The organism is Knoellia aerolata DSM 18566 (assembly GCF_000768695.1).
GTDB lineage: Bacteria > Actinomycetota > Actinomycetes > Actinomycetales > Dermatophilaceae > Knoellia > Knoellia aerolata.
Genome location: NZ_AVPL01000006.1, coordinates 38243 through 59981, shown reverse-complemented (window position 1 = coordinate 59981; position 21739 = coordinate 38243). Strand labels below are relative to the sequence as shown.

Genomic DNA, 21739 nt, shown 5'->3' with positions numbered 1-21739 from the left:
GTCACGGCCGGGCCGCGCGCGGTGCCGGCGGGAGGGCGAGCGACACCCCGACCATCGCCACCCCGCGGCCGTCGTCCTCGTATGCCGTCCGCTCCAGGGCCGCGAGCGCCTTCCGGACCAGCGTGGCCGGGTCGCGCTCCCGCTCCCCGAGGGGGCCGGAGGCCACGAACGTGTGCCCGTCGTCGAACCGGACGTGGACGTCGAGGCGGGTGGGTGCGCGCGGGTCGTCTCCGAGCCGATCCAGGGCACGAAGGAGGTTGTCGCGCAAGGCGTCCCGGATGACCGAGCGCTGACGGGTGGCCCGACCCAGTGACCGTTGCGACGACACGGAGCGGCGCGGGCCCGGCAGGCGGATCGTGGCGTCGTCCTGCCCGTCCCGGATCGCCACGAGGTTCTTGGCCATCGCCGTGGTGACCCGGCGCTCGACGAGCGTCTCGACGCTCCACCCGGCGAGGTCGGCGACGTGGACGATGCCGGCGTCGTGCAGCCGACCGGACGTGGCCGCGCCCACGCCCCAGAGGTCGGCGACCGGAAGGCGGGGGCGTACGCGGGCCTCGGTCTCGGCGTCGACGACGAGGAGCCCGTCGGGCTTGGCGCGCCGGCTGGCAAGCTTGGCGAAGAGCTTGGCGCGGGCGACGCCGGCCGAGACGGGGAGACCCAGCTCGCGCCGGGCCCGCGCGCGCAGGTCGGCCGCGATCCGTCCCGCCTCCTCGACCGACCCCCCGTCGAGGGCGGACACGTCGAGGAAGGCCTCCTCCATCGAGCCCGGCTCGACGAGCGGCGTCACGTCGGTGAACAGCGACATCAGCGCGGCACTCGCCGCCTCGTACGCCTCTCCCCGGAACTCCGCCACGCGCAGCCCGGGCCACCGACGCAGGGCGTGACGCAACGGCATACCGGCATGGACGCCGAGCGCGCGCGCCTCGTAGCTCGCGCAGGCGACCACCTGCGGACCGACGACCACCGGGCAGCCGCGCAGCGCGGGGTGGTCACGCTGCTCGACCGAGGCGAGGAACGCGTCCGCGTCGGCGTGGATGAGCACGCCTCCCACGCTGCCAGCCGCCCCCGACACCCTCGCGCGCGCCGCTGTGCACTGCTGCGCTGTCCCGCAGCAGTGCACACTCCGACTGTGCACTGCTGCGCTGGGCCGCAGCAGTGCACAGTCCCGGCCTGCACTGCTGCGCCGGGGTGCAGCAGTGCACAGCGCGAACCGGGAAGATGCGCGTGCTCTGACAGACTCGCCGCATGGACTTCCGCAACGCCTACGCGCACGGGTTCGCCCGGGTCGCCGCCTGCACGCTGCCCGTCGTCATGGCCGACCCGGCCCGCAACGCCGAGGCGACGGTCGAGCAGGTCCGACGGCTCCACGACGACGGCGTCGCGGTCGCCCTCTTCCCGGAGCTCGGGCTCAGCGGGTACGCGATCGACGACCTCCACCTGCAGGACGTCCTGCTCGACGAGGTCGACCGCGCCATCGTCACCATCGCGGAGGCCACCGCCCAGCTCACCCCCGTCGTCGTCGTCGGTGCCCCCCTGCTCATCGGCAACCGCCTCTACAACTGCGCCGTCGTCATCCAGGGCGGCCACGTCCTCGGCGTCGTGCCGAAGTCCTACCTGCCCAACTACCGCGAGTTCTACGAGAAGCGCTGGTTCGCCGCCGGCGACGACGCGGTCGACACGCTCGTCAACCGCCCGCACTGGCCCGGCGCCGACGAGGACGGCGACATCGCCTACGGCACCGACCTCCTCTTCGAGGCGACCGACGTCGCCGGGCTCACCGTCCACGTCGAGATCTGCGAGGACATGTGGGTGCCGGTGCCGCCGAGCCACCGCGCCGCGCTCGCGGGGGCGACGGTGCTGCTCAACCTCAGCGCCTCCCCCATCACCGTCGGCCGCGCCGACGACCGGCACCTCCTCGCCCGCAGCGCCAGCTCACGCTGCAACGCGGCCTACCTGTATGCCGCCGCGAGCGAGGGCGAGTCCTCGACCGACCTCTCGTGGGACGGCATGACGATGGTCTACGAGATGGGTGACCTGCTCGGCCAGAGCGAGCGCTTCCCCACCGGGCCGCGGGCGACCGTCGTCGACGTCGACCTCGACCGGCTGCGCCAGGAGCGTCTGCGTCAGGGCAGCTTCGACGACAACCGCCGCGTCGAGGGGATCGGCGAGCCCGGCGGCGAGTCCTTCCGCGTCGTCGCCTTCGAGCTCGACCCGCCGACCGGCGACATCGGGCTGCGGCGCAAGGTCGACCGCTTCCCGTTCGTCCCCGACGACGAGGCCCGGCTCGCCCAGGACTGCTACGAGGCCTACAACATCCAGGTGTCCGGGCTCGAGCAGCGGCTGCGCGCCATCGGCCAGCCCAGGATCGTCATCGGCATCAGCGGGGGCCTCGACTCGACCCACGCCCTCATCGTGGCCGCCAAGGCCATGGACCGGCTCGGCCGGCCGCGGACCGACATCATCGGCTTCACCATGCCCGGGTTCGCGACGAGCGAGGGCACCAGGTCCAACGCCGTCCACCTCATGGAGTCGCTCGGCATCACCTTCGAGACCCTCGACATCCGGCCCGCGGCCACGCAGATGCTCAAGGACCTCGGCCACCCCGCGGGCGACGGCGAGGAGGTCTACGACGTCACCTTCGAGAACGTCCAGGCCGGCCTGCGCACCGACTACCTCTTCCGCGCGGCCAACCAGCGCGGCGGGATCGTCCTCGGCACCGGGGACCTCTCCGAGCTGGCCCTCGGCTGGTGCACCTACGGCGTGGGCGACCAGATGAGCCACTACGGCGTCAACACCGGTGTCCCCAAAACCCTCATGCAGCACCTCATCCGCTGGGTCGTGGCCTCGCAGCAGTTCGAGGGCGAGGTCAACGACACCCTCGGCGAGATCCTCGACCAGGAGATCAGCCCCGAGCTCGTCCCCACCAAGGAGGGCGAGAAGGTCCAGTCCACCGAGGACTCCGTGGGCCCCTACGCGCTGCAGGACTTCACGCTCTACCACGTGCTTCGCCGCGGCTACCGACCGAGCAAGATCGCCTTCCTCGCCCAGCACGCCTGGTCCGACGCGGCGAGCGGCGACTGGCCCGCGGGCTACCCCGAAGGGGAGCGCCCGGCATACGACCTCCAGACGATCCGGCACTGGCTGGAGGTCTTCGTGAGGCGCTACTTCGCCAACCAATTCAAGCGCTCCGCTCTGCCCAACGGACCGAAGGTCGTCGCCGGCGGCACGATGTCGCCCCGCGGTGACTGGCGTATGCCGTCCGACGTCTCGGCCACGGCGTGGCTGGCCGAGATCGAGAGGAACGTCCCGACCGCCTGATCCCCCACCCGTCCAGGGGTTAGTTGACGGAACAACTATTTGCTGGCAGGATGTTGCTTGAAGCAACAACCACTACGTTCCCTGCCACCGAAGGACCGTCATGACCATCGCCGCCGTCCGGCTCAACCACGCCGTGCTCTTCGTCGCCGACCTCGAGCGCAGCCTCACCTTCTACGAGGCCGCCTTCGGCGTCGAGGTCGTCGCGCGGGAGCCCCGCGCCAACGCGGCCTTCCTGCGGATGCCGCGCTCGGGCAACCACCACGACCTCGGCCTCTTCGGCGTCGGCGCCCAGCCGCCGCGCCAGCGCGGGGCGATCGGGCTCTACCACCTCGCGTGGCAGGTCGACACGATCGGGGAGCTGGCGCAGGCCCGCGCCACCCTCGTCGAGCTCGGCGCCTACGGCGGCGAGTCCAGCCACGGCGCGACGAAGAGCATCTACGGCCAGGACCCCGACGGCAACGAGTTCGAGGTCATGTGGATGCTGCCGCGGGCGAGCTGGGGAGAGTACGAGAACTCCGCCCCCATCGACCGCCTCGACCTCGACGGCGAGATCGCCCGGTGGGCGGGCACCCGCACCGCCTCCGAGCTCGTGCCGCTCGACGCACTCGACGCGTGATGACCGCGGCGTTCGACGCTCCCGTCGTCGCGTTCCACGGCGCAGACCTTCCCGAGCAGCCGCTCGTCGTGCTGCTGCACGGCCGCGGCTCCGACGAGCGCGAGATCCTCACGCTGGCGCCGCACCTCCCCACCGGTGCGACGTACGCCGCGGTCCGGGCCCCCATCGCCGAGGGCGGCGGGTACGCGTGGTTCGCCAACCGCGGCATCGGCCGCCCCGTCGCCGAGTCATTGGCGGCGACGATGGCGTGGTTCGGGGCGTGGCTCGACGGGGTCGCTCCGGCCGGGCGCCCGGTCGTGCTCATCGGCTTCAGCGGTGGCGCCGCGTTCGCCGGTGGGCTCGTCCTCTCCGACCCTGACCGATATGCCGGTGCAGCGATCCTCTACGGCACCCTCCCCTTCGACGCCGGCGTGCCGATCACCCCCCACGGCCTGGCGTTGCTGCCGGTCTTCGTGGCCCAGGGCGACAGCGACACCGTCATCCCGCGCGAGCTGCTGGACCGGACCTGGAGCCACCTCCACACCGCGTCGGGTGCCCCCACCCAGGGGCACCGCGACCCGGGGGGCCACGCCATCACCCCGTCCGCCCTGCAGCAGCTCGTCGGCTGGCTGCGCGCTCGCCTCACCCACGTCGTCACGCACGGGACGACCTCACCGGTCGCACGAACCACCGGTGGCTCCGGCGTCGCGTGGCCGACCGTGCCCGGCGGGCGGCTCGCCGACCGTCGCGGAATGCGTCCGGAGGTCTCCTGGCGCATCCCCCAGCAGCAGCTGTCCGACACCTCCCCGGTGCCGGTCCAGGAACGGCTGTTCGCGCGGATCTCCGGCCTGCCCGACGTGAGCAGCGGCGAGTCCCGGATCTCCGTCCCCGGCGCCCGCGGTCTCGTCCTCGGGGCGTCGTCGGGTCCGGACGAGGCCTTCCTCGTCCCCGAGGTCCGGGAGTTCGCCCACCTCCACCCCGCCCACGACGGGTCCCTGCACCTCGCCCTGCCTCCCGGGCAGGCCGCGGACCTCGTCGCGCACGGCTGGGGGACCCCACACCCGTGGGCGGGCAGCCGCCTCAGCCTCGGCTTCACCATGGTCTTCGGTCCGCGTGACGACGACGAGCTCGAGGTCGTGGCCGGCATCGTCGCGGCCAGCCACGCCTACGCGTCGGGCACCGTCGGATCCTGAGCCAGGTATCTGCGACCGGGCCCGAGCCTCCTCCTCCGTGACGGTCGAAGGTATGCGTCCTCGGTGACCAGCACCGAACTCCTCCGGCTCGTGATCCGGAGGGGACTCCCATGCCTGACGACAAGAACCTCAAGAAGTCGCTACGCCTGCGCCAGGAGCTGCACACGCTCCTGGCCCCCAACCCGAACTACTTCGGCAACCTCGAGGACACCGAGTTCGGGCAGGAGCTCGAGATCGTCCAGGACACCGCCTTCGAGGAGGTCACCTGCCTCGGGTTCCACCCGGCGACGGACGTCCTCGAGGCGACCGTCCACGTCAAGCTGTCCGGTGGCTACGGCGGCGACCTGTGCAGGCCAGGCAGCACCGAGTGGGTGCGGTTCTACCTCTCCTACGACGAGGGGGCCAGCTGGGAGGACGTCGGCCTCGGGTCCTTCAACGCCCACGACATCCCGGACTCCGTCGACTGTCACCAGGACCGGACCAAGCCGCTGGTCTACACCGTCGCGTTCCCGCTCAACGACCCCCGGAGACAGCGCTGCTCACGACCGGTCCTGCCTCTGGTGCGGGCCATCCTGTCGTGGCAGGTCCAGCCGCCGGCCAACCAGCCCGGCTGGAACCCCATCTGGGGCAACCGGCTCGACCGTCACATCCAGCTCCGTCCGAGTCGCCCGGTCCTCCGCGACCTCATCGAGGACCTGCAGATCGACCCGGGGAAGATCCCCCACTGGTACGACACCGTCCTCCCGTTGCCGATCCCTGAGCCGGACCCGGCCCCGTTCTCGCTCGTGCACGCCGCCACGGTGGCCAAGAGGGACAAGGTGCCGCCGCACCGGTTCGCGGCGCCGTTGCTGGCCGCCGCCCAGCAGACCGGCTTCCTCGACCAGTCGGTGCTCCGGGCCCAGGCCAAGGAGTTCGCGGTCCTCGACCTCGACTACCCGAAGCTCGTCGGCGAGTTCCACGACACCCACGGTGACACGACGTACGAGCAGATCAGCTGCCTCGGCCTCGACTCCAACCGCGACCTGCTCGTGTCGACGCTCCAGGTCAAGCTGCCCTCGGGGTTCTCGGGCCCGCCCTGCAGTGACGGCTCGGTCGAGTACGTCGCCTTCTGGGTCGACTACGACAACACCTGCGACTGGACCTACCTCGACACCGCCCGGCTGACGGTGCACGACTACCCGTCGATCCCTGCCGACGGGCTCAACTACTGGCTCGGCGTGCCGGCGCGCACGGCGTCGCACTCCAGCAGCTGCAAGGAGCCCAAGGTCGGCCGGATCCGTGCGGTCCTCTCGTGGAACACCCCTCCGTCGACGACGAACCCGTTCGCCATCCCACGCTGGGGCAACGCCGTGGAGACCCACATCGAGATCCCGCCGCGTCGCCGACCGCCCACCGACAGCCCGGACATCCGTGCCCTCGGCCGCATCCCGGTGGAGTCCATCGACACCGTGACCAGCGGGCTGACGACGTCCGGCGCGGTGTTCATCGAGTACGGCTCGCCGGCCGACGCCCTCGACCGGCCGTGCCCGTTCGGCGGGTCCGTCACGGTCCACGCCTACGCCAACGACGCCTTCGCGGCGGCGGGCCGTCAGTACCGGGCGATGTGGCGCCCCGCCGGGAGCCTCTCCGACGGGACCCCGGTGACCGGGCCCTTCGTCACGGGCTTCTACCCCGTGGTGACCCGGACACCGGACCCGACCACCGGCTTCACGCCCTACCTCTCCACGTCGCTCAACCCGTTCGGGCAGCTCGCGGCCTGGCAGACCTCGGGTGTCGTCGTCGACGGGCGCTACGAGATCCGGTTGGAGATGGTCGACGCGGCGATGAACCCGATCGGTGTCACGGCGTGGCACACCATCCGTGTCGACAACACCGCGCCGAGCGCGGACGTCACCTTCACGAGCGGCACGTCCTGCAACCGGGCGAACCCCGGAGACCTCGTGCAGGGCACGTTCACGGCGACCGACCCGTTCTTCGGCTCGTTCAGCCTCACCACCCTGCCGGCCAGCCTGGCCCCGCCCAACCCGACGCACACCCCGGCGTCGACGACGTCCCCGGTGGTGAACGGGACCTGGGAGCTGGCCACGACGGTCGACTGGCTGCAGTGCGGGTACGTCGTGGAGCTGCACGTCCACGACAGATCGATCGTCAACAGCGTTCCGTGGCAGAAGAACCACGCCCAGGACGACATCGGGTTCTGCCTCGGCCTGTAGTCGTCGGCGGTCAGCGGGTGACGACGAGGACCACGCGCCCCCGGGCGGTACCCGAGGCCAGGTGCTCGAGCGCCGCGGCGGCGTCCTCGAGCGGGAAGGTCCGGTCGATGACCGGTCGGAGCCGGCCGGCGGAGGCGAGGTCGGCGAGCTCGCGCAGGTACTCCAGCTTCGGGCGGCTCGAGAACGACGCCTTCGGGATCTGGTCGCTGACCGCGGACCGCGCCATGAGGCCGAACATCCTCGGGATGCTGCCCAGGACGGCCCGCCCCTCGCGGCCGTACTGGTCGTGGCCCACCAGCACGTACTTTCCGCCGGGGGCGAGGACGCGGCGGATCGCGGCGAACGGGTGGTTGCCGGGGATGTCGATGACCGCGTCGTAGCGGTCGTCGCCCCGGGTGAAGTCCACGCGGGTGTGGTCGATGACGTGGTCGGCCCCGATGGTGCGCAGCAGGTCCTGCTTCTCGGGTCCGTCCACGGCCGTCACCGTGGCGCCGTCGGCCCGGGCGATCTGCACCGCCAGGCTGCCGACCCCGCCGGCGGCGCCGTTGACGAGGACATGGTCGCCCGCGGCGACCTTCGCGTTGTCGCGGACGGACTGGAGGGCGATGATGCCCGCGGTCGGGAGCGTGCACGCCTCGACGTGGGACAGCCCGGTCGGCATGGGCAGCAACCGCTCCTGCTGCACGGCGACGTACTCCGCCCAGGTCGCGCCGTTGACCCACTGCATGCTCGGCAGTGACTCCCCGAACACGTCGTCGCCGACGCTGACCGCGCGCACGTCGTCGCCGACGGCCGTGACCACGCCGGCGAAGTCGCTGCCCGGCACGTGCTCCTTTGGTGCTCGCACCCCGGAGCCCATGAGTCGCAGCACGGCGGGCCGGCCGGTGACGACGTGCCACACGTCCGGGTGCACCGACGCCGCGTGCACTCGGACGAGCACCTCGTCGGCCGCGACCTGCGGCACCGGCACCTCGCCGCAGCGCAGCCTCGACACCGGTCCGTACCGGTCCTGCAGGACGGCTCTCACAGTCGCGAGGCTAGCCCCCGTCGACCCGGTCCACCGGTTCCGGGTCAGGCGCCGAGCTCGCCCAGCGCCGCGCCGTCCATCCGGAAGACGGTCCACTCGTCCTGCGCCCGGGCACCCAGGCTCTCGTAGAAGCCGATGCTCGGCTCGTTCCAGTCGAGCACCCACCACTCGAGCCGCTGGTAGCCGCGCTCGACGCACGTGCGCGCGAGGGTGGCCAGCAGCTCGCGACCGAGGCCGCTGCCGCGCTGCCCGGGTTGGACGAACAGGTCCTCGAGCCAGATGCCGTTGACGCCAGTCCACGTCGAGAAGGTGAGGTACCAGACCGCCATCCCGACGACCTCCCCGTCGACCTCGGCGACGTGCGCGAACGTCGTGGGGGTGCCGGCCTCCGGGAAGAGCGCCAGACGGAAGTGGTCCTGCGTCGCCACCACCTGGTGCGGTTCCTTCTCGTACGCCGCAAGGTCGTGCACGAGCTGCAGGATGGCCGGGACGTCGGCCGGCGTGGCCTCGCGGATCGTCATGGCCGCGACTGTATGCCGCGGCATAGGTTGGGCTCCATGGCGAACGACGAGGGCACCGGCAGATGAGCGTCATCGGCGACGGGCGCATCCACCACGTCACCTCCCCGCAGACCTGGGCGCGGGCCGTCGAGGAGGGGGCGTTCACCGAGTCGACCCTCGGCCGGAGCCTGGCGGAGGAGGGGTTCATCCACTGCTGTGACCCGGACCAGCTCGACGGGGTGCTGACGAGGTACTACGCCGACGTGCCGCACGAGCTGCTCCTGCTCACCGTCGACCCCGAGCTCCTCGAACCGCCGTTGCTCCGCGAGGTCGGCGACCCCGCGACCGGCGAGACGTTCCCGCACGTCTACGGGCCGATCAACCCCGACGCGGTCATCGAGACGCGGGTGCTGCGCCCACCCCACGCCCGGCCCTGACCGAGCGACGGGCCTTGACGACCGCCTCCGTGCCGTCCCACACGGTGATGACGACGATGATCGCGGCGACGAGAGCCGCGGGCACGGACCAGTCGGTCGACCAGCCGAACCGCTCGCCCAGCACCGTCGGCAGGTCGGTGAGCAGCTCGTCGCGCGAAAGCAGCCAGAGCAGCAGGACCGCCGCGGCCGCGTTGCTCGCGACGTTGACGGCCGCCAGTGTCGGTGTCCAGCGGCCGACCCGCCGGACGGCGACGGCCAGCACGGCGTCGACGAGGAACAGCCCGACGAGCGCGACCTTCCAGATGGCGTCCACGTCGGGGTTGAGCACCTGCACGGCGTTCCCCGAGACGCCGGCGAACTGCCACGCGACGAGCGCCGCCATCGCCACCGAGAACACGACCGAGGCCACCGTCTCGCCGAGGCCGACGCTGCGCCACGGCACCTCGGTCGTCAGCTGGTCGGGCTTCCACTCGCTGAGCGGGCGGTCGCGCTCGGCCTCGGGACGGGACCACTCGATCACGGCGAAGGTCAGCGTGACCCAGAACGCGAGGTGCACCCCCACCGACAGCACGAGCAGGAACGCGTCGAGCAGGATCTGCCCCCAGCTCTCCCCCGTGGACACCACCCGTGCCGCGAAGCTCCCGACGAGGACGAGCGGGAGCACGATGACCGGCAGGATCCGCATGAGCCGCACGTAGTCGGGGTAGACGCCCGGACCGATGAGGTATGCCGGCCGCCCACCGTAGGTGCGGGCCAGGACGTCGGGGTCGCCGAGGTCCGAGAGCACCTCCTGCTCGGCGAGCGCCGGTTCCACCCCGCTGTCCACCTTGGCGTCGACGGCGTCGGCGATCGTCGCCCGCAGCTCGCGGGCGACGTCGGGCCCGGTGTCGTCGGGGAGGTGGCGGGTGACCGTCCAGACGTAGCGGTCGGTCAGGGTCGTCGTCGTCATCGTCCTTCTCCTCCGTCGAGGGCACCGATCGCCCGGTCGAGCGATCGCCATTCGGCCACGAGCTGGTCGAGCATCAGGGCTCCGTCCGCGCTCACCCGGTAGAACTTGCGGGGCCTGGCCTCGTCGGTGTTCCACTCGCTCGTGAGCAGCCCCTGCTTCTCGAGGCGCCGCAGCAGCGGGTAGAGAGTGTTGCCGTCGACCTCGAACCCCGCCTCGGCGAGGGTCTCGAGCAGCCCGTAGCCGTAGTGCGGCCGGGCCAGGGTCGTGAGGCAGGCGAGCACGATGGTGCCGCGCCGCAGCTCCTGCAGGTGTCCCGCGACCAGGTCCTCGTCCATGCCGGACACATTACTGTGCGTCACACACTGTAGTCAACGGCACACGTCGTCCCGGGCCGCCCGCCCGCGCGGGTCACCCTGCGACGGGACGTCCGCGACGCGACGGGTGCGTGTTGAGGTCGAGGAGCATCTCGAGCAGGTGCTCGGCGGCGGGGTTCGGCCGCCCGGTCTCGCGCACGAGCGCCGAGATGTGGCGCATCGGGGTCGGTTCGGTGATCCTCAGCCGGGTGACCTCCCGCGGCAGCGCCCGGGCTGCGAGGCGCGGCATCACCGAGATCCCCACGCCGGCGGCGACGAACTGGATCGCCGAGTGGTGCTCCTGGGCCTGGACCGCGAAGCGGGGGGTGAAGCCCGCCGCGGCGCAGGTGGACACGACGATCCGGTGCCCGAGGCTGCCGATGAGGTCGTTGGACACCCAGGTCTGGCCGCGCAGGTCCGCCAGGCTCACCGCACGAAAGGAGGCGAGCTCGTGCTCGACCGGCACGACGGCGACGAACGGGTCGCTCGCGAGCGGAACGTGGCGGTAGCCGGGCCGCCCACCCCCGTCAGGCGGGTCGATGACGATGTCGATGTCCGGGGTGACGTTGCGGCCCGTCACCTCGGTGAGGACGAGGTCCACGGTGAGGTCGGGCAGCTGTGCGGTGAGGCTCTTGACGAGCTCGGGCATCCACGCCGAGCCCGCCGAGCTGAAGTAGCCCACCGTCAGCCGGCCGCTGCGTCCCTCCCGCAGGTCGCCGACGACCGCGTCGAGCCGCCCCCACTGGCTCATCGCCTCCTCGCTCTGGGCCGCGAGCTCGAGCCCGGCCGCGGTGGGCGTGATGCCCCGCCCCTGGCGCTGGAAGAGCACGAGCCCGGTCTCCCGGGCGAGGGCGCTGAGGTGCTGGCTCACCGCGCTCGAGGTGAGGCCGAGGTTGTCGGCGGCGGCCTGGACCGAGCCGCTGCCGACGACGGCCCGGAAGACGCGGAGGCGGTGGGGGTCGAGCATCCCACCATTCTACAGTGACACTTAACTACTACTAAGTAAGATCACGTTGTGCTAAGGAGTTGACGGCTGCATCATTGAGACATGATCTCCCGTACGCAGACCCCCTCCGCCGCCCACCGCATCGCCGACCGCCTCCGCAGCTTCCGCCGCCAGGGCGCCTCCGGCTGGTCCACCACGGTCGACATGGACCAGACCCGCGCCAGCCACGAGCTCATGGTGGCCCAGCAGTTCCAGCAGCACCACCGCTCGATCTGACGCCACCGCACCCGACGGGCTCCACCCGCGCCCCACGGCGCCCCCAGCGCTGAACCGACGCGGTTCAGCGCTGACTCATCTCGCGAGGCGCTCGCGCACGAGCCGGTCGAGCTCGTGCAGCTCGGCGCTCGCGGCCGCGGCCTCCGGGCCGATGGCGGGGTGAGCCGCCCGCCGAGCCAGGCCGGCCACCCGCTCGGGGTCGAGCCCGTGGCGCAGGGCGCCGTCGAGGCTCTGCCGGGACAGCAGGTCGGGCAGGCTGAAGGTCGGCGCGGTCCCGCGCCGGCGCGGCCCCTCCCGCACGACCACCTCTCCGGGCGCGCGGGCGCCGTCGGCGGGCGCACCGAACGCCTCGAGCACGAGCCGGGCGTAGGCCGCATGGCCCTCGGTGTTGGGGTGGTACGACTCCTCGAGCGGCCACGAGACACCGCTGAGCCACTCGTCGCCGTCGCAGACCGCGTGGTCGGCGAACGCGGCGCGAGGGTCGACGAACGCCGCAGCGCCCGCCGCGGCAACCCGGCCGATGACGTCGGCGAGGTCGCCGACCCCGCGCTCCAGGCGGGTCATCTCGTGCGGGCTGAAGAACGTCAGCGCGTTGCAGTCCTCGCCGTTGAACAGCACGGGGTATGCCGTGACGACGAGCTCCGCACTCGGCGCCAGCTCGCGGACCCGCGCCACGGCCCGGCTCAGCCGGCCGGGCAGCTCCCCGGTGAGCACCGCGAAGGCGGCGTCGATGACGTCGTCGGAGTCGACCATCCAGGACGGCTTGGCGCACTCGACGAGCACCGGCACGAAGCCGACGTCGTTGCCTCCGACGGTGAGCGAGACGTGCGTGGTGTCGGGGCCGAGCACTCCGAGCTGGTCGCGCTCGACATCGGCGAGGGTCGCTCCGAGGCAGGCCTGGTACGCGAGGTCCTCCCCGAGGGCCCGCGCGACGAGCACGGGGTAGCCGCCCGCGGTGCGCCAGCACTCGCTGCGCCGGGCACCTCCCCCGACCCCGGCGGCATACGAGTCTCCGAGGGCGGCATAGGTGAGGGGCACGCGGTCATCCAACCAGCCGGGACCCCCCGCGGGTCAGGCCTCGGGCTGCGCGGCCTGGCTCGCGACCTTGGCGCGGACGTCGTCCATGTCGAGGCCCTTGATCTGCTCGATGATGCCCTCGAGCGCCGGGCCGGGGAGGGCCCCGGGCTGCGAGAAGACGAGGATCGAGTCGCGGAAGGCCATGAGCGTGGGGATCGACGTGATCTGCGCGGCGGCCGCGAGCTGCTGCTCGGCCTCGGTGTCGATCTTGGCGAAGACGACGTCGGGGTGCTTCTTCGAGGACTCCTCGAAGACGGGGGCGAACCGCTTGCACGGGCCGCACCACTCGGCCCAGAAGTCGACGAGCACGATGTCGTTGCTCGTCACGGTCTTCTCGAACGTCTCGGCGGTCAGCTCGACGGTGGACATGCAGGAATCTCCTCTGGAGCGGGGTCAAGGTCGTGTGCTTCACGGGGGTCAACACGCGGGGGCCCGGACTTCATCCACGGGCCCGCCCCGCACCGGGCGGGGACACGCCACGGGCGCGCGTCGGTACAGGGATTCACGACGCGCGCCCGGCTGCTGTACACCCTAGCGAGGTCGACGGGTTTTGAACAGAAATCAACCAGGTGACACGCGCCGCGCGTCGTCGGTCCTCCTATGCTGGCGAAGGTGACCACGCCGAGCCCCCCAGTTCCCAGCACCCCCACGGCTGCTGCCGACCGCGCCCACGTCTTCCACTCGTGGTCCGCGCAGGCGCAGATCTCCCCGGCCGAGATCACGCGGGCCCGGGGCTCGCACTTCTGGACCGCCGACGGCACCCGCTACCTCGACTTCTCGAGCCAGCTCGTCAACGTCAACATCGGCTACCAGCACCCCAGGCTCGTCGCCGCCATCCAGGAGCAGGCCGAGAAGCTGCTCACCGTGTCGCCGGCCTTCGCCAACGAGTCGCGCTCCGAGGCGGCCCGGCTCATCGCCGAACTGGCCCCCGGCGACCTCGACGCGGTCTTCTTCACCAACGGTGGGGCGGAGGCGACCGAGAACGCGATGCGGATGGCCCGGCTGCACACCGGTCGCCACAAGGTGCTCACGACCTACCGCAGCTACCACGGCGCGACCGCCGGGGCCATCGCGGCCACCGGCGACCCCCGACGCTGGGGCTCCGAGCCGTCGATCCCCGGGATCGTCCACTTCTGGGGCCCCTACCTCTACCGGTCCGCGTTCCACGCGAGCACCGAGGCGGAGGAGTGCGAGCGGGCCCTCCAGCACCTGCGCGACACGATCATGGTCGAGGGCCCGGCGACGATCGCCGCGATCATGCTCGAGACGGTCGTCGGCACCAACGGCGTGCTCGTGCCGCCGGACGGCTACCTCGAGGGCGTGCGCCGGATCTGCGACGAGCACGGGATCGTCTTCATCGCCGACGAGGTCATGGCCGGGTTCGGCCGGTGTGGCGAGTGGTTCGCGGTCGACCGCTGGGACGTCACCCCCGACCTCATCTGCTTCGCCAAGGGGGTGAACTCCGGCTACGTCCCGCTCGGCGGGGTGGTGATCTCGGCCGCCATCGCGGCGACCTTCGCCGACCGGCCCTACCCCGGCGGGCTCACCTACTCGGGCCACCCGCTCGCCTGCGCGTCGGCGGTGGCCTCGATCGGCATCTTCCGCGACGAGGGCATCCTCGAGCACGTGCGCGGTGTCGAGGAGACGGTCCTGCGGCCCGGGCTGGAGGCCATCGCGGAGCGCCACCCCTGCGTGGGCGAGGTCCGCGGTGTCGGCTTCATGTATGCCGTCGAGCTGGTGCGATCACGCGAGACCCGCGAGCCGATGGTCCCGTTCAACGCCTCCGGTGCGGCCGCCGCCCCGATGAACGAGTTCGCGGCGGCCTGCCGCAAGGGTGGGCTCTGGCCGTTCGTCCACTTCAACCGGACTCACGTCGTTCCGCCGTGCACGACGACTGCCGACGAGATGCGCCAGGGTCTGGAGATCCTCGACTCGGCGCTCACCGTCGCCGACGCCCACGTCACCGACTGACCCGGGGGACGGGCAGGGTCAGGACTCGCGGGTGAGGACGACGGCGCTGTAGGGGCCGAGCATGAGGGTGGCGCTCTGGTCGCAGCCGTCCATCGCCGGCCCGTCCGCCTCCACGTCGAAGGCGTCGTGGCCCCCGAACTCCGGTGCGTAGTGCGGCGAGTCCGAGTTGAACCGGACCTTCCAGTGTCCCGGCGCCGGCAGCCCCACCGCGAGCTCGTGGTGGGACCGGGTGGCGAAGTTGAGGACGACCACCGTGTCGTCGTGCACGCCACCCTCGGCCCAGCGGTGCAGGGCGATGATCTTGGCCTCGTCGTCCACTCGGAGCGGGCGGATCCCGGCGCCGCGCAGCCCGCGGCTGACGCCGTCGGTGTTGCGGCGCAGCCGGATGAGGTCGCGGTGCAGGGCGACGATGCCGGAGTGGAGGTCGAACTTGCCCCAGTCGAGCGCGACCGAGTCGTCGAACCACCGGTCCTCGAGGAACTCCTGCCCCTGGAACAGCATCGGCAGGCCGGGGGCGCACATGACGGTGACGAAGCCGAGCGCGGCCCGCTTCTTGGCCGCCCAGGAGTCGGCGTCACCGGGGGCGACCGCCTCGGGCAGCCGCGTCTTGCCGTTGGCGACCTCGTCGTGCGACTCGGTGTAGATGACCCGCGAGCCGGACGGGCCGCGCCCCTCGCCGACGACGGCCTCGACGACCGCCGCCATGTCGCGGTGCTCGTCGCTCAGCTCGGTGAGCGCCTTGCGCACCGGGTGGACGAAGCCGGCGTCCCACTGGGCGTGGAAGCCGAGCCCGCCGTCGTCCGGGGAGGCGATGACCGCGAGGTCATCCTGGAGGTCCTCGGCGATGAGGAGCTTCCACGGCTGGTTGGCCCGGATCTCGCTCGTCAGCCAGCCGAGGTAGTCGGCGCCGTCGGGGATGGCCGCCCCGTCGTCCCAGGTGCCGCCGGTGACGGAGCGGATGTAGTTGGTCGCGTCGAACCGCAGCCCGTCGCAGTGGAACTCCTCGAGCCAGAGCATCGCGCTGTCACGCAGGAACCCCCGCACCTCCGCCCGGCCGTAGTCCGGCCGCGTCGCGCCCCACGGGGTGTCGGCCCGGTGGTCGTTGTAGAAGTAGATGCCGCCACCCTCGCCCTCGTGCCAGCCGTCGAAGCGCCACAGGTCGAGGTCCGAGGGGCCGATGTGGTTGTGGACGACGTCGACGATGACGGCCATCCGCTGCTCGTGCGCCGCCCGGATGAACTGCTTGAAGGCGTCGGGCCCGCCGTAGCCGGACTCCACGGCGAACAGGTGGCTCGGGTTGTAGCCCCAGGAGATGTCGCCGGCGTACTCGAACGGCGGCATGACCTGGATGACCGAGACCCCGAGGTCGCGCAGGTGCTCCAGCCGTCCGATGGCAGAGTCGAAGCTCCCGCGCTTCTGGCCGTCGCCGGAGAAGGTGCCCACGTGGAGCTCGTAGATGACGACGTCGTCCCAGTCCGGCATACGGAAGTTGTTGTCGCCCCAGTCGAAGGAGTGGGGGTCGTAGACGACGCAGTTGCCGACGGAGCTCGTCATCTGGCGCGCGTAGGGGTCGGCGCGCCACACGACCTCGGAGCCCGTGTCGAGCTGGAACTGGTACTCCTGACCCGCCTTGGCGCCCGGCACGTGCACCGACCACAGGTCGGAGGAGCCGTCGCCGTCGCGCTCGAGCTGCGGGTTGTTGCCGCCGTCCCACCCGTTGAAGTCGCCGATGACCCACAGCCGCGTGGCGTGCGGCGCCCAGACCCGGAAGGTCACGCCGTCCTCGACCGGGACGGCGCCCATGCCGGCGTGGGGTGAGGGAGCGGTGAAGTTCATGGCGACCAACCTAGTCGGCGGCGGCGACCCGGCACCGGCTCGGCCCACGGGCAGGATGGCGGCATGGACGTGCGCATCGTGGGCTCCTCGCTGCCGTCGCCGGTCGTCGCCGGCAACGAGGTCCTCGTCGGCCTGCAGCGTGGGCGGGAGGTCGTCGCACCCCGCCCGGTGGCCGGTTCGTCGATGACCTTCGAGGCCGAGCTCGACGTCGTCCTCACCCCGGCCGGCGTCGACTACCGCGGGCCGTGGGTGCAGGGCAAGCGCGGCGACCGGTTCCTCTACCTCTGCTGGGGCCACGACGACGGCTCGGGGTTCGTCACGTCCCGCCGCGCCAAGCTCATGCTGGGCGTCCTCGACCCGGCCGAGATGGCGACCGCTCGCCCGGGCGCGACCCTGCAGGCCAGGCTCCCGCTCACCGACGCCGGCGGCCGGCCGGTGTGCGCGGCGGTGCGGCCGCCGGCGATCCGCTGGACCCTGGCCTGACCGACCGCACCCCGGTCCGTCCCGGTCCGTCCGGCCCGTCCCGGTCCCCGCCGGCTCAGGGGTGGGTCATGTCCTCCGGGACGACCCACTCGTCGAACTGCTCGCCCGTGACGTGACCCGACGCGAGCGCCGACTCGCGCAGGCTCAGCCCCTGCTTGTGCGCGTTCTTGGCGATGGCCGCCGCCTTGTCGTAGCCGATGTGGCGGTTGAGCGCCGTGACGAGCATGAGGTTGCTCTCGAGGTTGGCCCGGATCCGCTCGGCGTTCGGCTCGATGCCGCGGGCGCAGTGCGCCGTGAACGACCGGCAGCCGTCGGCGAGGAGCCGGATCGACTCGAGCACCGCGTGCGCCATCACCGGCTTGTAGACGTTGAGCTGGAAGTTGCCCTGCGAGCCGGCGAACGCCACGGTCGCGTCGTTGCCGAACACCCGCGTCGCCACCATCGTCAGCGCCTCGGCCTGGGTCGGGTTGACCTTGCCCGGCATGATCGAGGAGCCCGGCTCGTTCTCGGGGATGCGCAGCTCGCCGAGCCCGTTGCGCGGCCCGGAGGCGTACCACCGGACGTCGTTGGCGAGCTTCATGAGGACACCCCCGAGCGTGCGCAGGCCGGCGCTCACTCCGACGAGCGCGTCGTGGGCCGACAGCGCCGCGAAGAGGTCCGGTGCCTGGCGGAACGGCTGCCCGGTCTCGGCCGCGATCTTCTCCGCCGCGAGCGCCCCGAACCGGGGGTGGGCGTTGAGCCCGGTGCCGACCGCCGTGCCACCGATGGCGAGCGCACGAGCCGACTCGACGGCATACGACAAGGCGAGCATCGCCTCGTCGACCTGCGCGACCCAGCCGCCGAAGACCTGTCCGAGCGTCACCGGGGTCGCGTCCTGGAGGTGGGTGCGGCCGACCATGACGACGTCGGCGTATGCCGTCCGCTTCTCGTCGAGGACCGCGCGCAGCTCCGCGACGGCGGGCTCGAGACGCTCGACGACCTCGAGCACGACGGCGATGTGCATCGCGGTCGGGAAGGTGTCGTTGCTCGACTGGCCGCGGTTGACGTGGTCGTTGGGGTGGACCGGGGTCTTGGAGCCGCGCTCGCCGCCCGCGATCTCGATGGCACGGTTGGACACGACCTCGTTGGCGTTCATGTTGGACTGCGTCCCGGAGCCGGTCTGGAACACGACGAGCGGGAACTGCGCGTCGAGCGAGCCCGAGATGACGTCGTCGGCGGCGCGCGCCACGAGGTCGGCCACGTCGGCGGGGAGCTCGCCCAGCTCGCCGTTCGCCAGCGCGGCAGCCTTCTTGAGGATGCCGAGCGCGCGGATCATCGGGCGGCCCCAGACGAAGGTGTCGCGGCCGATGTCGAAGTTCTCGATGCTGCGCTGGGTCTGCGCGCCCCAGTAGGCCTCGGCGGGGACCTCGATGCTGCCCATCGTGTCGGATTCGGTGCGGTGTGCGGTCGGTTGCGCCATGACTCCACCGTAAGGCGCGACAATGGCGCCATGACAGAGGCATCGCAGTGACCGGGCCCGCGGTCCAGACCTGGCTCACCGACATGGACGGCGTCCTCGTGCACGAGGAGCACGCGATCCCCGGAGCCGCCGACTTCCTCGCGGCACTGCAGAGCGCCGGCCGCCCGTTCCTCGTCCTCACGAACAACTCGATCTACACGGCCCGCGACCTGCGCGCGCGCCTCCTCGCGAGCGGCATCGACGTCCCGGAGAAGGCGATCTGGACCTCGGCCATGGCGACGGCGCAGTTTCTCGCGGACCAGCGGCCGCAGGGCACGGCCTACGTCGTCGGCGAAGCCGGCCTCACCACGGCACTGCACGACGTCGGCTACATCCTCACGAGCCGCAAGCCGGACTACGTCGTGCTCGGCGAGACGCGCACCTACTCCTTCGAGCAGATCACCCAGGCGATCCGGCTCATCGAGAAGGGCGCCCGCTTCATCGCGACCAACCCGGACGTCAGCGGCCCGTCACCGGAGGGCATCCTCCCGGCGACGGGGTCGGTCGCCGCGCTCATCTCGACCGCGACCGGCCGCCAGCCCTACTACGTCGGGAAGCCGAACCCGCTCATGATGCGCAGCGCCCTCAACCGCCTCGACGCCCACTCCGAGTCGACGGTGATGATCGGCGACCGGATGGACACCGACGTCGTGTCGGGTCTCGAGGCGGGGCTGCGCACCGTCCTCGTGCTCACCGGATCGACCACCCCGGCCCAGGTGGAGCACTTCCCGTACCGCCCGACCGCGGTGATGGACTCGATCGCCGACCTCGTCCCGCTCGTCGCGACGGGCGGACCCATCGCGTGAGCGCCGAGACGCCGGACCCGCTGTCCGAGACCGAGATCCCGCCGCACCAGTCCGGGCTGCCCGACCTCTCCGGTATGCCGGACGGCTGGGTCGCGCGCGTCCCCTCGCGCGACGACGTGGTCGCGCTCGTGGCCCTCTCCGAGGCGCACCAGCGGGCGGTCAAGGGGTCCGGCTCGGTCGACTCCGACACGGTCGAGAGCAACGTCGCCGGCACCGGGTCGTGGACGCGCCACCAGGCTGTCGTGGCCGACGCCGACGGCCGGGTCGTCGGCTGGGCGTCGATCCACGACCGCGCGGCCGGACGCACCCTCGTCGAGGTGCTCGTCGACCCGGCCCTCGACGAGCCGCACGCCGACGCGCTGGCGACCGCCCTGTTCGCGTGGTCGGAGGAGGCGGGACGCGTCATCGCCGGCGGCCGGGACCTCCCCGGCACCCAGCTCGACTCCGGCGCCTACGCCGACGACGGGCGCCAGCGCCGCTGGCTCTCGGCCGCGGGCTACCGCCACACGCGGTCCTGGCTGCAGATGTCGAGACCGGTGCGGCCCGAGGAGGCCGCGGCCGGGGCGCTGCCCGGGCCTCGGGAGGGCGTGAGGATCCGACGGGTCCGCAAGCACGACAACGGGCTGCCGGTGGCCGCCGACCTGCAGACGGTGCACCGGATGCTCGAGGAGTCGTTCGCCGACCACTTCAACAGCTACCGCGAGTCGTTCCCGGAGTTCCTGTCACGGCTGCGGGAGGACCCCGGTCACCGCTGGGACCACTGGTGGATCGCCGAGCTCGAGGTCGAGGGCGAGGTCGTGCCCGGCGGCGCTCTCGTCGCGACGATCCTGCCGCCCGACGCATCGGGCGCGTTCGGCTCCTACGTCGACTACATCGGCGTCCACCGCCTGTCCCGGGGACGGGGCGTCGCCAAGGCCCTGCTCCACACCGTGATCCGGGACGCCGCGCAGCGCGGGCACAGCCGGGTGGGGCTCGAGGTCGACGACGACTCGCCGACCGGGGCAAACGGTCTCTACGTCTCGATGGGGTGGGGCACGGTGTACCGGACCGAGTCCTGGCACCGCGACATCACGACCTGAGCGGCATCGCGTCAAGGACCTGCCGCAGGCGGTCCGACCGGCCTACCGTGGAGGGATGATCACCGCGGTCCACACCCTGGTCTACTCGGACGACGCCCCGGCGACCCGAGCCTTCTTCCGCGACGTCCTGCGGTGGCCCTCCGCCGCGGACGAGGTGGCCGAGGGCGAACCCGAGTGGCCCATCTTCCGCTCGGGCCCGAGCGAGCTCGGCGTGCATCCGACGTCCGGTGAGGGCGACGACCACGCGCCGCGTCACCACTCCATCTCTCTCATGTGCGACGACCTCGCGGCGACCATGGACGAGCTCCGCGCGCGGGGGGCCGAGTTCACGACCGACCCGGTCGACCGGGGGTTCGGGGTCCTCGTCTTCATGGCCGTGCCCGGCGCCGACGACATGATGCTCTACGAGCCGCACCACGCCGTCGCCCACGACCTCCCGGTGGGTTGACCCGGGGTCAGGCCGTGGTGAGGCGGGACAGGATGACGGCGAGGACCGCGTCGTCGTCGCCGAGGGGCGCGGTGACGTGGTCCGCTCCCGCGTCGGCCAGGCGGTCGTGGAAGAAGCCCTCCGCCAGCAGGTAGGCCGCGACGGCGACCGACGTCGCACCGTCGGCCCGGGCCGCGGCCACCGCATGGGGGACAGAGGGCGCGGTGCCCGCGGCGTAGGCGACGGTCACCGGGCCGCCCCACCGCTCGTCGAGCTGGTCCGCGGCGGCCTCGACGTCCTCGGCCGCCTCCGCCCGGCTCGAGCCGGCCGCGGCCATGACGACGTGCGCGGTCGAGGGCACACCGGCTGCCTCGAGTCCCTGCACCATGCGCTCGGCGAGGAGCGGGTCCGGACCCAGCTGCGCCACGGCGCGCGAGCCCGGGTGCGCGGCGACGGCCTGCGCGATGTCGACGTCGACGTGGAAGCCCCGGCTGAGCAGGAGCGGCACGACGAGCACCGCGTCGTGCCGGGTCATCAGGTCGTCGAGCACCTCCGTGACGAGCGGCTCCTGCACGTCGACGTAGGCCAGACGCACCTCCTGCGCCGGCACGGCGCCGGCGACGCGGGCCGCCAGCCGCCGCACGGTGTCGGCCCCGCGCGCATCCCGGGTGCCGTGGGCGACGAGGACGACTGCGCTGTGATCCATGCCGGAAGTCCAGCACATGCGCCGGCGAGCGACCGGCCCGCGCCAGCAC

22 protein-coding genes are annotated in these 21739 nt (G+C 72.2%); 11 read left to right on the top strand and 11 right to left on the bottom strand.

From position 1 onward, the window contains the following. Window position 1: 1 nt before the first annotated feature. Entirely contained in the window at window positions 2-1042 is a 1041-nt protein-coding gene (locus N801_RS04350) for a Y-family DNA polymerase (protein WP_245618211.1), read from the bottom strand. 203 nt (window positions 1043-1245) lie between these two features. Here N801_RS04350 and N801_RS04345 point away from each other — a divergent pair, with 203 nt between their 5' ends. From N801_RS04345 to N801_RS04330, 4 genes are all read left to right on the top strand, one after another. Next, window positions 1246-3318: an NAD(+) synthase gene (locus N801_RS04345; protein WP_035933356.1), complete on the top strand. Its 2073-nt coding sequence runs from the start codon at window positions 1246-1248 to the stop codon at window positions 3316-3318. A gap of 100 nt (window positions 3319-3418) precedes the next feature. Then, entirely contained in the window at window positions 3419-3934 is a 516-nt protein-coding gene (locus N801_RS04340) for a VOC family protein (RefSeq protein WP_035933354.1), read from the top strand. Continuing rightward, window positions 3934-5106 (top strand): luciferase domain-containing protein, encoded by a 1173-nt coding sequence (locus N801_RS04335; RefSeq protein ID WP_035933352.1) that lies wholly within the window; start codon window positions 3934-3936, stop codon window positions 5104-5106. The genes N801_RS04340 and N801_RS04335 overlap by 1 nt, the downstream gene beginning before the upstream one ends. 110 nt (window positions 5107-5216) lie before the next feature. Then, on the top strand, window positions 5217-7319 hold the full coding sequence (locus N801_RS04330; protein WP_035933350.1) for a hypothetical protein: 2103 nt from the start codon (window positions 5217-5219) through the stop codon (window positions 7317-7319). Window positions 7320-7329: 10 nt separating this feature from the next. Here the strand turns inward: N801_RS04330 and N801_RS04325 are convergent, their stop codons facing one another. Both N801_RS04325 and N801_RS04320 read right to left on the bottom strand, forming a co-directional pair. Beyond that, window positions 7330-8346 (bottom strand): NAD(P)-dependent alcohol dehydrogenase, encoded by a 1017-nt coding sequence (locus N801_RS04325; RefSeq protein ID WP_035933348.1) that lies wholly within the window; start codon window positions 8344-8346, stop codon window positions 7330-7332. Between the two features lie 44 nt (window positions 8347-8390). After that, a complete protein-coding gene (locus tag N801_RS04320) occupies window positions 8391-8867 on the bottom strand; it encodes a GNAT family N-acetyltransferase (protein ID WP_035933346.1) in 477 nt (158 codons plus the stop codon). A 62-nt stretch (window positions 8868-8929) separates the two neighbouring features. Here N801_RS04320 and N801_RS04315 point away from each other — a divergent pair, with 62 nt between their 5' ends. Further along, window positions 8930-9283 carry a DUF952 domain-containing protein gene (locus tag N801_RS04315; protein WP_035933344.1) on the top strand — a complete coding sequence of 118 codons (354 nt, stop codon included), beginning with the start codon at window positions 8930-8932 and terminating at the stop codon, window positions 9281-9283. Here N801_RS04315 and N801_RS04310 read toward each other — a convergent pair. The 3 genes from N801_RS04310 to N801_RS04300 all read right to left on the bottom strand — a co-directional run bounded on the left by N801_RS04310 (window position 9240) and on the right by N801_RS04300 (window position 11552). Continuing rightward, entirely contained in the window at window positions 9240-10232 is a 993-nt protein-coding gene (locus tag N801_RS04310) for a permease prefix domain 1-containing protein (RefSeq protein ID WP_052112588.1), read from the bottom strand. The two genes, N801_RS04315 and N801_RS04310, sit on opposite strands and share 44 nt — an antisense overlap. After that, window positions 10229-10567 (bottom strand): PadR family transcriptional regulator, encoded by a 339-nt coding sequence (locus tag N801_RS04305; RefSeq protein WP_035933342.1) that lies wholly within the window; start codon window positions 10565-10567, stop codon window positions 10229-10231. Before N801_RS04305 ends, N801_RS04310 begins: the two co-directional genes overlap by 4 nt. A gap of 73 nt (window positions 10568-10640) precedes the next feature. Continuing rightward, window positions 10641-11552: a LysR family transcriptional regulator gene (locus N801_RS04300; RefSeq protein ID WP_035933340.1), complete on the bottom strand. Its 912-nt coding sequence runs from the start codon at window positions 11550-11552 to the stop codon at window positions 10641-10643. 81 nt (window positions 11553-11633) lie between these two features. Between N801_RS04300 and N801_RS20560 the strand changes: the two genes are divergently transcribed. Next, on the top strand, window positions 11634-11807 hold the full coding sequence (locus N801_RS20560) for a hypothetical protein (protein ID WP_156996465.1): 174 nt from the start codon (window positions 11634-11636) through the stop codon (window positions 11805-11807). A 75-nt stretch (window positions 11808-11882) separates the two neighbouring features. Here N801_RS20560 and N801_RS04295 read toward each other — a convergent pair whose 3' ends face one another. Continuing rightward, complete coding sequence (locus N801_RS04295) at window positions 11883-12845, bottom strand: SGNH/GDSL hydrolase family protein (protein WP_052112587.1); 963 nt, start codon at window positions 12843-12845, stop codon at window positions 11883-11885. Between the two features lie 33 nt (window positions 12846-12878). Beyond that, complete coding sequence (gene trxA / locus N801_RS04290) at window positions 12879-13253, bottom strand: thioredoxin (RefSeq protein ID WP_035933338.1); 375 nt, start codon at window positions 13251-13253, stop codon at window positions 12879-12881. A 231-nt stretch (window positions 13254-13484) separates the two neighbouring features. Here trxA and N801_RS04285 point away from each other — a divergent pair, with 231 nt between their 5' ends. Further along, window positions 13485-14855, top strand: coding sequence for an aspartate aminotransferase family protein (locus N801_RS04285; RefSeq protein ID WP_035933336.1), 1371 nt, complete (start codon window positions 13485-13487; stop codon window positions 14853-14855). 18 nt (window positions 14856-14873) lie between these two features. Here the strand turns inward: N801_RS04285 and N801_RS04280 are convergent, their stop codons facing one another. Then, window positions 14874-16691 (bottom strand): alpha-amylase family glycosyl hydrolase, encoded by a 1818-nt coding sequence (locus tag N801_RS04280; RefSeq protein WP_035933334.1) that lies wholly within the window; start codon window positions 16689-16691, stop codon window positions 14874-14876. Between the two features lie 63 nt (window positions 16692-16754). Here N801_RS04280 and N801_RS04275 point away from each other — a divergent pair, with 63 nt between their 5' ends. Further along, on the top strand, window positions 16755-17174 hold the full coding sequence (locus N801_RS04275; protein WP_035933331.1) for a DUF5990 family protein: 420 nt from the start codon (window positions 16755-16757) through the stop codon (window positions 17172-17174). A gap of 55 nt (window positions 17175-17229) precedes the next feature. Here the strand turns inward: N801_RS04275 and fumC are convergent, their stop codons facing one another. Further along, entirely contained in the window at window positions 17230-18633 is a 1404-nt protein-coding gene (fumC, locus tag N801_RS04270; RefSeq protein ID WP_035933329.1) for a class II fumarate hydratase, read from the bottom strand. An 83-nt stretch (window positions 18634-18716) separates the two neighbouring features. Between fumC and N801_RS04265 the strand changes: the two genes are divergently transcribed. From N801_RS04265 to N801_RS04255, 3 genes are read left to right on the top strand one after another with little or no spacing between them, the layout of a single operon-like run. Beyond that, window positions 18717-19478, top strand: coding sequence for an HAD-IIA family hydrolase (locus N801_RS04265; protein ID WP_052112598.1), 762 nt, complete (start codon window positions 18717-18719; stop codon window positions 19476-19478). Continuing rightward, window positions 19475-20557, top strand: a complete 1083-nt coding sequence (locus tag N801_RS04260) for a GNAT family N-acetyltransferase (protein ID WP_342666897.1) — start codon at window positions 19475-19477, stop codon at window positions 20555-20557. The genes N801_RS04265 and N801_RS04260 overlap by 4 nt, the downstream gene beginning before the upstream one ends. A 55-nt stretch (window positions 20558-20612) precedes the next feature. Continuing rightward, a complete protein-coding gene (locus N801_RS04255; protein WP_035933324.1) occupies window positions 20613-21005 on the top strand; it encodes a VOC family protein in 393 nt (130 codons plus the stop codon). Window positions 21006-21012: 7 nt separating this feature from the next. Here the strand turns inward: N801_RS04255 and N801_RS04250 are convergent, their stop codons facing one another. Beyond that, window positions 21013-21690, bottom strand: coding sequence for a sirohydrochlorin chelatase (locus N801_RS04250; RefSeq protein WP_035933321.1), 678 nt, complete (start codon window positions 21688-21690; stop codon window positions 21013-21015). Window positions 21691-21739 lie beyond the last annotated feature (49 nt).

Coding starts and splice junctions, on each gene's coding strand:
- N801_RS04310 (WP_052112588.1), bottom strand. CDS start 10,232: ATGACGACGACGACCCTGACCGACCGCTACGTCTGGACGGTCACCCGC.
- N801_RS04305 (WP_035933342.1), bottom strand. CDS start 10,567: ATGGACGAGGACCTGGTCGCGGGACACCTGCAGGAGCTGCGGCGCGGC.
- N801_RS04275 (WP_035933331.1), top strand. CDS start 16,755: ATGGACGTGCGCATCGTGGGCTCCTCGCTGCCGTCGCCGGTCGTCGCC.
- N801_RS04330 (WP_035933350.1), top strand. CDS start 5,217: ATGCCTGACGACAAGAACCTCAAGAAGTCGCTACGCCTGCGCCAGGAG.
- N801_RS04315 (WP_035933344.1), top strand. CDS start 8,930: ATGAGCGTCATCGGCGACGGGCGCATCCACCACGTCACCTCCCCGCAG.
- N801_RS04335 (WP_035933352.1), top strand. CDS start 3,934: ATGACCGCGGCGTTCGACGCTCCCGTCGTCGCGTTCCACGGCGCAGAC.
- N801_RS04300 (WP_035933340.1), bottom strand. CDS start 11,552: ATGCTCGACCCCCACCGCCTCCGCGTCTTCCGGGCCGTCGTCGGCAGC.
- N801_RS04265 (WP_052112598.1), top strand. CDS start 18,717: ATGGACGGCGTCCTCGTGCACGAGGAGCACGCGATCCCCGGAGCCGCC.
- N801_RS04285 (WP_035933336.1), top strand. CDS start 13,485: ATGCTGGCGAAGGTGACCACGCCGAGCCCCCCAGTTCCCAGCACCCCC.
- N801_RS20560 (WP_156996465.1), top strand. CDS start 11,634: ATGATCTCCCGTACGCAGACCCCCTCCGCCGCCCACCGCATCGCCGAC.
- N801_RS04280 (WP_035933334.1), bottom strand. CDS start 16,691: ATGAACTTCACCGCTCCCTCACCCCACGCCGGCATGGGCGCCGTCCCG.
- N801_RS04340 (WP_035933354.1), top strand. CDS start 3,419: ATGACCATCGCCGCCGTCCGGCTCAACCACGCCGTGCTCTTCGTCGCC.
- N801_RS04255 (WP_035933324.1), top strand. CDS start 20,613: ATGATCACCGCGGTCCACACCCTGGTCTACTCGGACGACGCCCCGGCG.
- trxA (WP_035933338.1), bottom strand. CDS start 13,253: ATGTCCACCGTCGAGCTGACCGCCGAGACGTTCGAGAAGACCGTGACG.
- N801_RS04250 (WP_035933321.1), bottom strand. CDS start 21,690: ATGGATCACAGCGCAGTCGTCCTCGTCGCCCACGGCACCCGGGATGCG.
- N801_RS04320 (WP_035933346.1), bottom strand. CDS start 8,867: ATGACGATCCGCGAGGCCACGCCGGCCGACGTCCCGGCCATCCTGCAG.
- fumC (WP_035933329.1), bottom strand. CDS start 18,633: ATGGCGCAACCGACCGCACACCGCACCGAATCCGACACGATGGGCAGC.
- N801_RS04345 (WP_035933356.1), top strand. CDS start 1,246: ATGGACTTCCGCAACGCCTACGCGCACGGGTTCGCCCGGGTCGCCGCC.